Source organism: Humitalea rosea, assembly GCF_003253705.1.
GTDB lineage: Bacteria > Pseudomonadota > Alphaproteobacteria > Acetobacterales > Acetobacteraceae > Humitalea > Humitalea rosea.
In genome coordinates, this window is the sequence record NZ_QKYU01000019.1 from 39,018 (window position 1) to 52,754 (window position 13,737).

12 protein-coding genes are annotated in these 13,737 nt (G+C 70.1%); 7 read left to right on the forward strand and 5 right to left on the reverse strand.

All coding sequences use genetic code 11. The features are described 5' to 3' along the window. The first annotated feature begins 14 nt into the window (after positions 1–14). From C8P66_RS16225 to C8P66_RS16250, 6 genes are all read left to right on the forward strand, one after another. Positions 15–1,016, forward strand: coding sequence for a hypothetical protein (locus C8P66_RS16225; RefSeq protein WP_211314171.1), 1,002 nt, complete (start codon positions 15–17; stop codon positions 1,014–1,016). A gap of 187 nt (positions 1,017–1,203) precedes the next feature. Continuing rightward, positions 1,204–3,243 (forward strand): hydantoinase/oxoprolinase family protein, encoded by a 2,040-nt coding sequence (locus tag C8P66_RS16230; RefSeq protein ID WP_111399387.1) that lies wholly within the window; start codon positions 1,204–1,206, stop codon positions 3,241–3,243. Continuing rightward, positions 3,240–4,889: a hydantoinase B/oxoprolinase family protein gene (locus tag C8P66_RS16235; RefSeq protein WP_111399329.1), complete on the forward strand. Its 1,650-nt coding sequence runs from the start codon at positions 3,240–3,242 to the stop codon at positions 4,887–4,889. Before C8P66_RS16230 ends, C8P66_RS16235 begins: the two co-directional genes overlap by 4 nt. Positions 4,890–4,931: 42 nt before the next feature. Then, positions 4,932–5,894 carry a 3-hydroxyacyl-CoA dehydrogenase family protein gene (locus tag C8P66_RS16240; protein WP_111399330.1) on the forward strand — a complete coding sequence of 321 codons (963 nt, stop codon included), beginning with the start codon at positions 4,932–4,934 and terminating at the stop codon, positions 5,892–5,894. Beyond that, positions 5,891–6,664 (forward strand): SDR family NAD(P)-dependent oxidoreductase, encoded by a 774-nt coding sequence (locus C8P66_RS16245; RefSeq protein ID WP_111399331.1) that lies wholly within the window; start codon positions 5,891–5,893, stop codon positions 6,662–6,664. The genes C8P66_RS16240 and C8P66_RS16245 overlap by 4 nt, the downstream gene beginning before the upstream one ends. A gap of 146 nt (positions 6,665–6,810) precedes the next feature. Then, positions 6,811–7,980 carry a hypothetical protein gene (locus tag C8P66_RS16250; RefSeq protein WP_146422904.1) on the forward strand — a complete coding sequence of 390 codons (1,170 nt, stop codon included), beginning with the start codon at positions 6,811–6,813 and terminating at the stop codon, positions 7,978–7,980. A 42-nt stretch (positions 7,981–8,022) separates the two neighbouring features. Here C8P66_RS16250 and C8P66_RS16255 read toward each other — a convergent pair whose 3' ends face one another. After that, on the reverse strand, positions 8,023–8,448 hold the full coding sequence (locus C8P66_RS16255; RefSeq protein ID WP_146422907.1) for a RidA family protein: 426 nt from the start codon (positions 8,446–8,448) through the stop codon (positions 8,023–8,025). Between the two features lie 133 nt (positions 8,449–8,581). Between C8P66_RS16255 and C8P66_RS16260 the strand changes: the two genes are divergently transcribed. Next, positions 8,582–9,781 (forward strand): Zn-dependent hydrolase, encoded by a 1,200-nt coding sequence (locus C8P66_RS16260; RefSeq protein WP_111399334.1) that lies wholly within the window; start codon positions 8,582–8,584, stop codon positions 9,779–9,781. 41 nt (positions 9,782–9,822) lie between these two features. Here C8P66_RS16260 and C8P66_RS16265 read toward each other — a convergent pair whose 3' ends face one another. From C8P66_RS16265 to C8P66_RS16280, 4 genes are all read right to left on the reverse strand, one after another. Further along, entirely contained in the window at positions 9,823–10,179 is a 357-nt protein-coding gene (locus C8P66_RS16265; RefSeq protein WP_245903602.1) for a DoxX family protein, read from the reverse strand. Between the two features lie 121 nt (positions 10,180–10,300). Further along, the gene (gene atzF / locus C8P66_RS16270) at positions 10,301–12,004 is read right to left on the reverse strand and encodes an allophanate hydrolase (RefSeq protein WP_111399336.1); all 1,704 of its coding nucleotides are present in this window, start codon (positions 12,002–12,004) and stop codon (positions 10,301–10,303) included. A 28-nt stretch (positions 12,005–12,032) separates the two neighbouring features. Continuing rightward, on the reverse strand, positions 12,033–12,983 hold the full coding sequence (locus C8P66_RS16275; RefSeq protein ID WP_111399337.1) for a D-2-hydroxyacid dehydrogenase family protein: 951 nt from the start codon (positions 12,981–12,983) through the stop codon (positions 12,033–12,035). 42 nt (positions 12,984–13,025) lie between these two features. Next, positions 13,026–13,703, reverse strand: a complete 678-nt coding sequence (locus C8P66_RS16280; RefSeq protein WP_111399338.1) for a DUF599 domain-containing protein — start codon at positions 13,701–13,703, stop codon at positions 13,026–13,028. Positions 13,704–13,737 lie beyond the last annotated feature (34 nt).

The following is a 13,737-nucleotide window of genomic DNA, read 5'->3' on the forward strand; positions in this document are numbered from 1 at the left end:
GGAAGGGGCCCTCCATGCGACGCCTGCTGCTGCTGCTTGTCTTGCTCGCCCCCCAACTCGCCCCGCTGCCGGCCCAGGCCGAGCGCTTCAATTTCGTCGCCTTTGGCGACATGCCCTATTGCATCCCCTCCGCCCCCGATCGGTGCGATGCCGAGATCGGCCGCGTCGCCCGGCTGATGGGCATCATCAACACGGCGGTGCCGGATTTCTCCCTATTCCTGGGCGATACCAAGGGGGGCTCGGAGATCTGCACCGATGAGCGGCTGCTGCGCGCCATCTCCTGGATGGGGCTGTTGCAGGCGCCCCTGGTCTATACTGTCGGCGACAATGAATGGACCGATTGCTGGCAGAACCGCGCCGGGCGCTACGACCAGATGGAGCGCCTGGCCCTGGTGCGGGACCGCTTCTTCCCCGACGACCAGAGCCTCGGCCGCCGCACCATGACCTTGACGCGCCAGGCGGATGTGGACCCCGCCCACCCGATCTATGTCGAGAACGCGCGCTGGGAGCATGGCGGCGTCGTCTTCGTCACCGCGCATATCCCGGGCAGCAACAACAACCTCCAGGACGATCCGCGCCCGGGGTCGCGCATCATCCCGCCGCCGGGGGCGCGGGCCGAATACGCGGCGCGCAATGCCGCCAACCTCGCCTGGATCGGCGCCGCCTTCGACCGCGCCGAGGCGGCCAATGCCCGCGCCTTGGTGCTCGGCATCCAGGCCGACATGTTCTACCCGCAGCGCTGCGGCCGCGGCACCCGCACCGGCTTCGAGGACACCATCACCTTGCTGCGGGAGCGCACCAACCGCTTCGACCGCCCGGTGCTGCTGCTGAACGGCGACAGCCACTTCTTCCTGGAGGATCACCCGATCCCCGAGGCGCCGAAGCTGCACCGCATGATGGTGCCCGGCGAGCAGGATGTCCGCGCCGTGCGGGTCTCGGTCGATACCGAGGCCGCCGATCCCTTCAGCTTCCTGCCGATCGGCGTGCCCGACCACGTGGCCCCGCCGAGTTGCTGAGCCGCCGGGTCTTCTGCACAAGCAAGCGGCAGACCCGGTCGCCCGCCCGTCAGACCGGCCAGGTCACCCCTTTCCCCGCCTGCCCATCCCCTCCAGGATGAGCGTGACGTGACATGGGGTGACCAGCAGGCCGATCCGTCTCAAGCCGATCGATCCGTCGCCCCCGATTTGGACGGATGTGCCGCTTATGACTCAACGACCCGTCCGCATTGCCATCGACATCGGCGGGACGTTCACGGATCTGATGCTGCTGGACGCGCGGGACCCGGTCCCCCGCGCCTGGAAGACGCCGACCACGCCGGAGGACCCTTCCATCGGCCTGCTGCGCGGCATCGGCGAGGCCGCCGAGCGCTTCGGCTTTGCCCTCTCCGATATCGGGCTGCTGCTGCATGGCACCACCATCGCGACCAATGCGGTGCTGGAGCGCAAGCTCGCCTATGGCGCGCTGATCACCACGGCGGGGTTTTCCGATGTGCTGGAGATCGGCCGCCATGCCCGGCGTGACATCTACGGCCTGTCCCCCGCCGCCTTCCCGACGCTGATCCCGCGCGACCGCCGCTTCGGCATCAGGGAGCGGCTGCGCGCCGATGGCAGCGTGGAACTGCCGCTGAACGAGGCCGGGCTGCCCGCCATCCTGGCCGCGCTCGACGGGGTGGAGGCGGTGGCGATCTGCCTGCTCCATGCCTATGCCAATCCCGCGCATGAACGGCGGCTGGCCGCGCTGATTGCCCGGATGCGGCCGGATCTGGCGCTTTCCCTCTCCTGCGACGTCTCGCCGGAGATGCGCGAATACGAGCGCACCAGCACCACGGTGCTGAACGCGCTGCTGGTGCCGGTGGTGAAATCCTATCTGGACCGGCTGGCGGCGCGGCTGGCCGAGGCGGGCTTCACCCCCTCCGTCTTCATGGTGCAGTCCAATGGCGGCGTCTGTTCGCTGGCGGTGGCCGCGGCGCAGCCGGCGCGGCTGCTGCTCTCCGGCCCCTCGGGCGGGGCGCTGGCGGCGGGGCGGCTCGCGGGATTGCTGGACCGGCCGGACATGGTCGCCGTCGATATGGGCGGCACCTCCTATGACGTCTCGGTGGTGCAGGGCGGTCGCGTCGGCATGGTGACGCAGGGCGAGATCGACCGCCTGCCCGTGCGCCTGCCGATGGTGGAGATGCGCAGCATCGGCGCCGGTGGCGGCTCCATCGCCTCGGTCGATGCCGGGGGTAGGCTCACCGTGGGGCCGCGCAGCGCCGGCAGCCGGCCAGGGCCAGTGGCCTATGGCCGCGGCGGCACCGAGCCCACGGTGACCGACGCCAATCTGGTGCTCGGCCGGCTCGATCCGGAGTTCTTCCTGGGCGGGGCCATGGCGCTGGACATGGCGGCCGCGCGGGCGGCGATGACCGATCGCGTCGGCGCCCCGCTCGGGCTCGGCGCGGAACAGGCGGCGGCCGGGGTGCTGGCGGTGGTCAATGCGACGCTCGCCGCCGCCGTGCGGCTCTCGCTGTTCGAGAAGGGGCTGGACCCGCGCGCCTTCACCTTGCTGACCTTCGGCGGCGCCGGCGGGCTGCATGCGATCGAGGTCGCCGAGGAGATGGGCATCACCGAGGTGGTGTTCCCGGCCGAACCCGGCACGCTCTCCGCCTTCGGCATCCTCTACAGCGATCTGATGCAGGATTTTTCCCGCGCCCGGCTGCTGCCCGCCATCCCGGCCAGCGAGCCTGCGATCGAGGAGGCGCTGGCCGGCCTTCGCGCCCAGGCCGATGCGGCGCTCGCCGCCGACCGCATCCCGCCGGAGGATCGCGGCATCACCTTCGCGGCCGACATGCGTTATCGCGGCCAAGCCTTCGAGCTGCTGATCCCCTGGCCCGAGGGCACCGACCTCGCCGGGCTGGTCGAGGGCTTCCACACCATGCACCGCCAGCGTTTTTCCTATGCCAATGAGGGCGATGCGGTGGATATCGTCACCCTGCGCGCCACCGCGACGGGCCGGCTCCAAAAACCCGAGGAACGCGCCGCCGCCCCCGCCGGCGGGACCCCCCAGAAGGCGACGCGGCGCTGCTTCACCGCCGGCGCCTGGGCCGATGTGCCGGTCTGGCAGCGCGATGCGCTGACCGCCGCCGACACCATCACCGGCCCGGCCATCCTGGAGGAAGCCTTCTCCACCCATTGGATCGGCCCCGGCTGGACCGCGCGCACCGGCCCCGCCGGCGCGCTGATCGCCCGCAAGGGAGAAAGCGCATGACCTTGAACCCGATCGACATCGAGATCATCCGCAACGCGCTTTCGGCCGCCGCGGCGGAGATGGACGTCACCATCTGGCGCACCAGCCGCAGCACCATCGTGCGGGAACTGCTCGACTACTCGACGGCGGTCTTCGATGCGGAGGGCTACAATGTCGCCCAATCCGCGCGCATCCCGCAGCATCTGAACAGCATGGGCCACGCGCTGCGGGCGCTGCTGGAACACCATGTCACGGCCGAGGACTGGGCCGAGGATGATGTGGTCTGCACCAACGATCCCTATTCCGGGGCGCAGCACCTCAACGACATCCTGGTGTTCCGCCCGGTGTTCTTCGAGGGGCGGCGCGTCGCCTATGTCGGGGCACTTGCGCATCACATCGACGTCGGCGGCATGGCGCCCGGCTCCTATGCCGCGACGGCGACGGAGCTGTTCCAGGAAGGCTGCCGCATCCCGCCGATGAAGCTGATCGAGGGCGGCCGGCTCAACAAGCAGGTCTGGGCCATGCTCGGCGCCAATGTGCGCAAGCCCGACCTCATGCTCGGCGATCTGCAATCGCAGCTGGCCAGCTTGAATGTGGGGGCGGCCGCGATCATCCGCCTCGCCACCCGCTTCGGCGCCGAGGCGTTGATCGCCGCCCAGACCCGGCTGCTGGACATGAGCGAGGCGCAGATGCGCGCGGCCCTCGCGGCCATGCCCGATGGCACCTATGAATTCGAGGATTTCCTCGATGAGGATGGCGTCTCCGGCACGCCGGTGCGGCTGCATGCGGCGCTGACCATCGCGGGGGATACCGCCACCGTCGATCTCTCCGGCTGCGCGCCGCAGCAGGCGGGGCCGGTGAACTGCACCATCGGGATGAGCGCCTGCGCCGTGTTCTACGCGCTGATGGCCGCGACCGACACCGACCTGTTCCCCAATGCCGGCTGCTACCGCCCGGTGAGCATCGTGGCCCCGCTCGGCAGCGTGGTGAATTGCCGCTTCCCGGCACCGGTCGCGCATCGCGTCTCGATCACCCATCGCCTGGCCAATGTGCTGTTCGGCGCGCTGCACCAGGCGGTGCCGGACCGGATTCCGGCGGCCTATTACGGCGGCTCCTATGTCGCCTCGATCCAGACCGTGGATGCGGGCCACCATCGCGAGGTGCTGGTCGAGATCGAGATCGGCGGCGTCGGCGCCTCGCCGCGGGCCGATGGCGCCTCGGCCTTCTCGGCGGGGATGCACAACAACGCCAATATCCCGGTGGAGATGATCGAGGCGACGATGCCGCTCTCGATCACCCGCTATGCGCTGCTGCCCGATTCGGGCGGGGCGGGGCGGTTTCGCGGCGGCCTCGGGCTGCTGCGCGAATGGCGGGTGGACTCCCCGACGGCAAGTTTCGGCGCGAATATGGAGCGGTTCCGCTTCGCGCCCTTCGGCCTCGCGGGCGGCGGCGCCGGCAGCCTGGGGCGGCTGACCCTGATCCGTGACGGGGTGGAAACCCCGCTGCCGCCCAAATCCGACGGCAACCGGCTGCGGCGTGGCGATGTGGTGCGGCTGGAAACCAGCGGCGGCGGCGGCTTCGGCGACCCCCGCGCCCGCGAGCCCGGCGCGCTGGCGCGCGACCTGCGGGAGGGTGTGGTGACCGCCCCCGGGGTTTACGGCGGCTGACCCAGGGGCCACCCTCCGCCGGTCTTTTTCGGGAGGAAATTCATGGCCAAGATCGCCGTCATCGGCGCCGGAACCATGGGCCACGCGCTGGCCCTCGTGTTCGCGATCGGGGGCCATCGGGTCCGCCTGACCGACAGCTTCGCCCCAACCCTCGCCCGCGCGCCCGCGCTGATGGAGGCCGCGCGGAAAACCCTGAACGCGGCCGGCGAGACCGACCTCACCACCGAGGGGCTGGCCGCGGCCGTCACCTGCCATGCCGATCTGGCCGAGACCGTCGCCGATGCCGAATGGATCATCGAGGCGATCATCGAGCAGCCCGAGGCCAAGCGCGTGCTGTTCGAGGCGCTGGATGCGGTGGCGCCGATGGGGGCGGTGATCGCCTCCAACACCTCCTACCTCGACCCGTTCCCGCTGATCCCCGCGCGCCGCCAAGGCCATGCGATGATCCTGCATTGGTACACGCCGCCGTATCTGGTGGACCTCGTCGATGTGGTGCCGGGGCCGGACTGCGACCCGGCGTTGATCCAACAGGCCTGCGCGATGATCGCGGCCATGGGCAAGCAGCCGGTGGTGCTGCGGAAATTCCTGCCCGGCTACATCGCCAACCGCATCCAGTCGGCGATCTCGGCCGAGGTCTTCCATCTGCTGGAGGAGGACGTCGCCAGCCCCGAGGAGATCGACGCCGCGATCGTGCATGGGCTGGCGCTGCGCCTGCCGATCCTGGGGCATCTGGCCAAGGCCGATTTCACCGGGCTCGAACTGGCCCGCGACGCGCTGCGCAACCAGATGGTGCCGCCGGCGCCGCGCCGCGACCACTCGACCCCGCTCGATGCGCGCCTGGCCGAAGGCCGCAGCGGGGTGCGCGCCGGCGGCGGCTGGTACGACTGGTCCGCCCACACGCCGGAAGAGTGGTTCCAGGACCGCGACGCCCGGCTGCTGGCACTGAAGCGCGCGCTGCGCGAGATCGGGACCCTCGCCGGGCCCCGCACAGGAGAGACGACATGATCCGCTACGACCTCTCGGGCAAGACGGCGCTGGTGACGGGCGGTGCCTCCGGCATCGGCCTCGCCACCGCCACCATGCTCGCCAACAACGGCTGCGCCGTCGCCATCAACCATCTGCATGATGATGCGCGCGGGCCGGAGGCGGTCGAGGCGCTGGCGGCGGCGACCGGGGCGCGGGTGATCTCGGCACCGGGCAATGTCGCCGATCCGGACGATGCCGAGCGCATGGTGACGGCGGCGATCGCCGATCTCGGGCGGCTCGACTACCTCGTGAACAATGCCGGCACGCCCGGCACCCGCACCGCCATCCCGCCCAAGGAGCTGGAGCGCATCACCGAGGAGATGTGGCAGACGGTGATCGGGGTGAACCTGCTCGGCGTGTTCCGCTGCGGCAAGGCGGCCGCACCCGCGCTGACGGCCGCGCATGGCGCCATCGTCAATGTCGCCTCGATCGCGGGGCTGGGCAGTGCTGGTTCCTCCTTGGCCTATGGCGCGACCAAGGCGGGGGTCGTTTCGCTGACGCAGAATTTCGCGCGCGCCCTCGGTCCCGATGTGCGGGTCAATGGCGTGGCGCCGGGGGCGGTGGACAGCACCTGGATGGTCGAATGGACCGAGGCGCGGCGGCAGGTTTCCGCCGAGAAGGCGCTGCTGAAGCGCCGCTGCACGCCCGAGGATATCGCCGAGGTGATCCTGTTCCTGCTCGCGGGGGCGGCGATGGTGACCGGGCAGGTTATCGTCGTGGATGGCGGGCTGACGCTGGAGAGCCGCTAGTGTCCTGATCCCTTGGCTCCTCCGGTTGCAGCGGGTGGCTTGGTCCCGACCACCCTGGAAACCATCGGGGCCTGGCCTGCGTTGGGTCATGCTGTCTCCCAGCGGAGGCCGCTTTCCCCGCAACCCATCGCCCTCAGGTCAATCGCATGATGCTCACTGGCGGCCCTGGACCCGATCCCCTCGATGGGGGGATGGGCAATGACACGCTGATCGGCGGCGGCGGCGACGACACGCTGCGCGGCATGGAGGGCGACGATTATTTGTTCGGCGCCGAGCCCTCGCAGAGCTTTCCCGGTACGCCGCCGGCACCGAGTGCGGTGGATGGAAACGACCTGATCGATGGCGGCCCCGGCCAGGACCTGGCCGCCTGGCACCAGCGGCTGGATGATGTCTCGGTCTCAGAGCTTGGTGCCTATGGCGTGATCGTCACCGCGCCGCTCGGCACCGATCATCTGGTGAATGTCGAGACCGTCACCTTCTGGGCGCCGCAGCGCTTTGCCGGCAGTTCCTCGATCGGCCAGCGGAGCAACCAGCCGGTGCTGCTGGCCGATGGCGACCCGTTGTTCGACCCGCTCTGGTATCTCAGCCAGAACCTCGACATCTGGAACGAGTTCACCGTCGCCAGCGACACCTATGTGTTCAAGGACCACCCGGCCGACCACTACGCGGAATTCGGCTGGCAGGAAGGGCGCGACCCGAATCCCTGGTTCGACACCTCCGCCTATCTCGCCGCCAATGCGGATGTTGCTGCCGCCGGCACCGATCCGCTGGAGCAATACCGGTCGATCGGCGCCGCCGAGGGCCGCGATCCCGGCCTGAATTTCGACGTGCAGCGCTACCTCGCGCTGAACCCGGATGTGGCGGCGAGCGGCATGCCCGCGCTGGAGCATTTCCTGGAATTCGGCCGCGGCGAGGGGCGCAGCGCGTCCCCGGCGGTCGGCCAGGCCCTGCGGGGCGATTTCGACGCGCAATACTACCTGATGACCAGCCCGGACGTCGCCGCGGCGGGGGTCGATCCGCTGCAGCACTACCAGAGCTTCGGCTGGCATGAGGGCCGCAGCCCCAATGCCTTCTTCGATGCCCCCGGCTATCTGGCGACCTATTCCGATGTCGCGGCGGCGGGCATCGATCCGATGGCGCATTACGCCGAATTCGGCTGGCGCGAGGGCCGCGATCCCAGCCAGGCCTTCGACACCATCGCCTATCTGTCGGCCAATCCGGATGTGGCCGCCGCCGACATCGATCCGCTGCGGCATTTCCTGCAATTCGGCTATGCCGAGGGCCGCGACGCCTTCGGCGATGGCGTCTGGGGCTAAAGCATTTTCAAGTCAGGTGGAGTCACCCGACTTGAAAATGCTCTAAGCGGGATCGCGCGTCCCCGCCGGGCGCGCCACCACCGCGATGCCATGGATCTGCACCAGGAATTCCGGCACCACCAAGGCCTTCACGACCACCGTCGCGCGGGCCGGATAGTGCCCGGGCTCGAAATACTCGGCGAAGATCCTGTTCATGTCCGTGAAGTCGGAGAGGTGGAGCATCTGCACCTCAAGCTTCAGGACATGCGCGAAGTCGGAGCCGGCGTTGGTCAGCACCGCGCGCAAATTCTCCATGCATTGCCGCATCTGCGCCGGGAAATCATTCAGCACGATATCGCGGTCCGACGTGAAGGGCGTCGTCGCCGAGAGCATGATCAGGTCGCCGAAACGCACCGCGTGGCTCAATGCGCCGCTCGGAATCCGGGTTCCTTCGGCGGGGAAAAATTCAAGCGGCGTGGTGCCGGTCATCAGCAGATCCTTCAATGACGCCCTCCCGAATGTGACTCTAACGCAATCCTAAGCGGTCGCCCATCCGGCCGGCTTGCGAGCCCGGCGCCGAGGGGCGAGGGTGGCGGCTTCACGCCAGGGACCCGATCCGACCATGCCTTCTGTGGACACCGCACGCTTCCTCGCCGATCTGTACACGCTGCGTGAAATCGGCCGCTTCAAGACCGGCGTGCATCGCCCGACCTTCACGCCCGAGGATATGGAGAGCCGCCGCTGGCTCTGCGCCCGGCTGGAGGAATGCGGGCTGACCGCGACCATCGACGGCATCGGCAATGTCTTCGGCCGCCATCCCGGGCCCGGGCCGCATCTGCTGGCCGGCAGCCACATCGAATCGCAGAACGAGGCCGGCTGGCTGGATGGCGCGCTCGGCGTGATCTCGGCCCTCGCGCTGGCCCGCTCCGGCCTCGCGGTCGATGTCATGGCCTTCGCGGATGAGGAAGGCCACTACGGCGGCTTCATCGGCAGCCGCTCCTTCATCGGGCAATTGGAGGAGGCGGAGATCGACCGCCTGACCAATCGCACCCATGGCAAGCCGCTGCGGCAGGCGCTGGCCGAAGCGGGCCTCACCGGGCTGCCGCGCATCCAGGTCGAGCCGGGGCGCTATCGCGGCTTCCTGGAGATGCACATCGAGCAGGGCACCCAGCTTGAGGCCGCCGACCGGCAGATCGGCGTCGTCACCGGCATCGTCGCGATCCGCCAGTTCCGCCTGGTGGTCGAGGGGATGCAGGACCACGCCGGCGGCACGACCATGGCCGAGCGCCGCGATGCGGGCCTGACCGCGGTGCGGCTGCTGGCCGCGATCGACGCGGAATTCCCCCGCGTCTGCGGCCCGCGCAGCACCTGGACCACGGGGCGCATCACCCTCGAACCCGGTGCCCCCAGCATCATCCCCGGCCGTGCCGAGGTGCTGTTCCAGCTACGCGACGTGGATATGGCGGTGATCGCGCGGATGGAGGCAGCCCTGGCCGCGCTGGTGCAGGAGGCCAACCGGCGCGAGCGCTGCACGGTGCGGCTGGAGCCGGTCACCCTCTCCATCCCGGCACCCTGCGACCCTGGTTTCCAGGCCGCCCTGGCCGCGGCGGCGGAGGAGTTCGCGCCGGGCCGCTGGACCCATATGCCCTCCGGCGCCGGGCATGACGCGCAGTATCTGGCGCAGGTGATGCCGGCGGCGATGCTCTTCGTGCCCTCGATCAGCGGGATCAGCCATCACTGGGCCGAGGATACCAAGGATGAGGATCTGGCGATGGGCCTCCGCGTCCTGGCGGGGGGCGCTGCGCGTATCCTGGCGCAGTGAAGGGGCGAGGGGCTGACCGCCCCTCGCCCTTTGGCCGTGGGTCAGGCTGAACGCCGCGCCGCATCGATGCTCCAGGGTCCGGCACCGGCGGCGGCCAGATACAGGAAGACGAAGCAGAACAGCACGGCCGCATCGCTGCCGTTCAGCACCGGGAAGGGGCTGCGCGGCCCGTGCGCCATCCAATAGGCGAAGGCCATCTCGCCCGAGGCGATGAGCGCCGCCGGACGGGTCGCAAGGCCCAGCACCAGCATCAGCCCGACGACCAGCTCGATCGCCCCGGCGAACCAGAACAGGGTGAAGAGGGCGGGGCCCGCACCGCCACCGGCCATCATGGGGAAGCCGAGCAGCTTTTGCGTGCCATGGGCCAGGAACAGCAGCCCGGCGACGATCCGCAACACGGAGAGCAGCCGGGGGGCCAGGGGGCGAGGGCCTTGGCGAAGGGGTCATTGGAGATGGGTTGGCATTCCAGAGGCTATGCAAGGCTGCATAGCTGGTCGCCGCGACACCCCCAAGCAAGCATCATCCGATACGGGATGCCAACAGCCTTCGCCAGCCGCCGAGGGCCGTGATCTCCGGCGCGCCGGCGACCCCGGCGGCCTCGGCCAGGAAGCCCAGCACCGCGGCGCCATCGGCCATCTCGACCCGGCCGAAGCCGAGCGGGGACGGGACCTGCACCAGCAGCGCGCCGATCGCGCTGGTCGGCAGCGCCCAGATCTCGCCCTCGATCGCAGCCCCGCCCGGATCGCGCAGCAGCCCCGGGCGCGAGCCCAGGTCGAACAGCCGGTAGCAGGGCGCGGTCGCCGCGGCCCCGACCAGCCGCCCGCCGAGCGCCGTGACCTGCCCATTGAGCGGCAGCCCCGACATATGCGCGCCGATGCAGAACAGCAGCGATTCATGTGCCGACAACGCCGTGCCCAACGCGGCCAGCGCCCCGTCCGAAAAGGCCGGGCCGAGCAAGGTGACGCCGAAGGGCAGCCCATCCGGCCCCACCCCCGCCGGCACCGCGAGCCCCGCCATATCCAGCAGGTTCACGAAGTTGGTGTAGGTGCCGAGGCGGCTGTTGGCGGCGATCGGCGCCGCGGCCATCGCCTCCAGGCTCGGGATGCCGGGCGCGGTCGGCAGCAGGATCGCATCGGCCTCGGCGAAGATGTCGCGCGCGACCAGCCGGGCCAAAGCGACGGCGTGGAAATCATCGAAGGCATCGACGGCGCTGCGCCCGAAGCCGCCCTCCAGGATCGTGCGGGTGACGGGGTGCAGCGTCTCGGGCTGGTCGCGCACCCGCTCCCGCAGGGCGGCGGTGCGCTCGGCGACCCAGGCGCCATCGTAGAGCTTTTTCGCCACCTCGATCAGCGGAGCGATGGAGACGGGTTCCACCGTGGCGCCCAGCGTCTTCGCCCGCGCCACCATGGCCTCGAACAGCACGGCATTGGCCTCGGTGTCGAAGACCAGTTCCTCATCGAGCGGCACGGCGATGCGCCAGCCCGCGCGCGGGGCCGGTGCGGCGGACCAGCCCGGCGGTGCCGTGCGGGAATAGGGATCGGCCGCATCCGGCCCGGCGATCACCGCCAGCACGGCGGCCGCCTCGGCGGCCGAATGGGCGAAGATCGAGACGCAATCGAGCGAGCGGCAGGCCGGCACCACCCCCCGCGTCGGCACCAGCCCCAGGGTCGGCTTCAACCCCACGATCTGCTGCGCCATGGCCGGCACCCGGCCCGAGCCGGCCGTATCGGTCCCGAGCGAGAAGGCGCAGATCCCCGCCGCCACCGCGCTGGCCGAACCCGAGGAGGAGCCCCCCGGCACCAGATCGGGGCGGAAGGCATTGCGCGGCGTGCCATAGGGGCTGCGCGTGCCGTTCAGCCCGGTGGCGAACTGGTCGAGGTTGGCCTTGCCCAGCAAGATCGCCCCCGCCGCCAGCAACCGGGCGACCGCCGGCGCGTCCTCCTGCGGCACATGCTCGAAATCCGGGCAGGCCGCGGTCATCGGCAGGCCCGCCGCCGCGATATTGTCCTTCACGACGAAGGGCACGCCCCAGAGCCTGCGGCCCCGCCGCCCCTCCTCCATCAGCGCCGCGGCACGCGCCAGCACGGCCTCCGCCGGCACCGCGGTGATGAGCATGGCCGGATCAGCCCAGGCGGCGAGGCGCGACAGCGCCTCCTCCGCCACGTCAACGGGGGAGCCGCCCTGGTCGAGGAAGGCCGTGATGGCGGGGAGGGTGAGGTTCATGACGGTCCGGCAGGCAACCGCCGTGCCGTCAGCCCTGCAACAGGCGGATCGGGCTGCCGGCCAAATAGGCTTCGACCACCTCGACCCCGCCCTTGTAGTAGGCGCTGTAGTTCTCCTGGGTCACATAGCCCAGATGCGGCGTCAGCACGGTGTTCGGCGCCGAGAGGATGGGGTGGTCGGAGGGCAGCGGTTCGATGTCGAAGACATCCAGCCCGGCGCCGGCGATGGTTCCGGCCACAAGGGCCGCGATCAGCGCCGGCTGGTCGATCAGCGGCCCGCGGCTGGTGTTCACGATATAGGCGGTGGGCTTCATCTGGGCGAGGTCGGCCGCACCGATGATCCCGCGCGAGCGCTCGGACAGCACGAGATGCATGGTGACGACGTCGCTCTGCGCCAGCAGATCGGCCTTCTCCACCCGCTCCGCGCCCACCGCGGCGGCGGCTTCGGCGGTCAGATTCTGGCTCCAGGCCACGACCCGCATGCCGAAGGCCTGGCCGACCTGGGCAACCCGGCGCCCGAGCTTGCCGAGGCCGACGACGCCGAGGGTCCGGCCCTCCAGCGCGCCGCCGACGAAGGTCTGCCACTGGCCGGCCCGCAGCGCCGTCTGCTGGTGCGTGATGCCGCGCAGCAGCGCGAGGATGAGGCCCCAGGTGATGTCCACCGTGGGCGCGCCGAAGGAGGGCGTGCCGCAGACGGTGATGCCCGCCGCCTTGGCGGCCGGGACGTCGAAGGATTTGTTGCGCTCGCCGGTCGAGATCAGCAGCCGCAGGTTCGGCAGGCGCTGCAACAGGCTGGCCGGGAAGGGGGTGCGCTCGCGGACGGCAAGGATCGCATCGAAGGGCAGCAGCCGTTCGGCCAGCGCCACCTCGTCGTGGATGTGGTCACGGAAGACGGTGATCTCGGCCTTGCCGGCCAGGCGGTCCCACGGGCCGAGGGAGAGGGCAACGCCCTGGTAATCGTCAAGAATCGCGAGCCGCATGATATTTCCCCAAGGAAAGACGTTGCAGCCGCCTTACATCCTTCACCGGGCCGGGTCGATCAGGGCCTCGCGCACGATCGAACGGAATTCGCGCCGGTGCAGTTCCCAGACCACGAACAGGCTGGCGAGGATCAGCGCGATCGGGTGCAGCACCCAGCCCAGCGCCGCCAGCCCGAAGTAATAGGCCCGCAGCCCGGTGTTGAAATGCCGTGCCGCGCGGTTGACGACGCGGGCCGCGACCTCCGCCGCCGCCTCATGCCGGGGCCCGAGGCCGAGGCCACCCAGCAGGATGCTGCCGTAGTTGAACTGCCGCAGCGCCCAGGTCAGTTCGAAGAAGGCGCGGATGAAGATCACCACCATCAGCACGATGCGCAATTCCCAGGCGCCATCGGTGGGCGGTAAGGCCAGGAAGGGGATCGCGCCCAATACCCGCCGCCCGAGATCCGGTGCCGCGAGCAGGGCGATCAGCCCGCCGAGGACGAAGATGCTGGTATTGGCCAGGAAGGCGGTGGAGGACATCAGATTGCCGATGATGGCGGCGTCCGAGATCCGGTTTTCCCGCGAGAGCGAGGCGAGCATCCAGCGCCGCCGGTGCTCATCCATCGCCGCGATCACGCTGCGGGCGCGCACCGAGGGCACGCGATCCACGATGAACGCGTAGCCGGCCCAGCAGCCGATGAAGACGGCAAACGCCACGAGGTCGAGTGCGGAGAGGAACATCGCCGCACTCTACCCCGTGTAGCGCTCAGGCCCC

Bases quoted from the DNA above. Each gene is read 5' to 3' on its own strand.
- C8P66_RS16250 (WP_146422904.1), top strand. From the start codon at position 6,811: ATGATGCTCACTGGCGGCCCTGGACCCGATCCCCTCGATGGGGGGATG.
- C8P66_RS16260 (WP_111399334.1), top strand. From the start codon at position 8,582: ATGCCTTCTGTGGACACCGCACGCTTCCTCGCCGATCTGTACACGCTG.
- C8P66_RS16240 (WP_111399330.1), top strand. From the start codon at position 4,932: ATGGCCAAGATCGCCGTCATCGGCGCCGGAACCATGGGCCACGCGCTG.
- C8P66_RS16245 (WP_111399331.1), top strand. From the start codon at position 5,891: ATGATCCGCTACGACCTCTCGGGCAAGACGGCGCTGGTGACGGGCGGT.
- C8P66_RS16230 (WP_111399387.1), top strand. From the start codon at position 1,204: ATGACTCAACGACCCGTCCGCATTGCCATCGACATCGGCGGGACGTTC.
- C8P66_RS16225 (WP_211314171.1), top strand. From the start codon at position 15: ATGCGACGCCTGCTGCTGCTGCTTGTCTTGCTCGCCCCCCAACTCGCC.
- C8P66_RS16255 (WP_146422907.1), bottom strand. From the start codon at position 8,448: ATGACCGGCACCACGCCGCTTGAATTTTTCCCCGCCGAAGGAACCCGG.
- C8P66_RS16280 (WP_111399338.1), bottom strand. From the start codon at position 13,703: ATGTTCCTCTCCGCACTCGACCTCGTGGCGTTTGCCGTCTTCATCGGC.
- C8P66_RS16275 (WP_111399337.1), bottom strand. From the start codon at position 12,983: ATGCGGCTCGCGATTCTTGACGATTACCAGGGCGTTGCCCTCTCCCTC.
- atzF (WP_111399336.1), bottom strand. From the start codon at position 12,004: ATGAACCTCACCCTCCCCGCCATCACGGCCTTCCTCGACCAGGGCGGC.
- C8P66_RS16235 (WP_111399329.1), top strand. From the start codon at position 3,240: ATGACCTTGAACCCGATCGACATCGAGATCATCCGCAACGCGCTTTCG.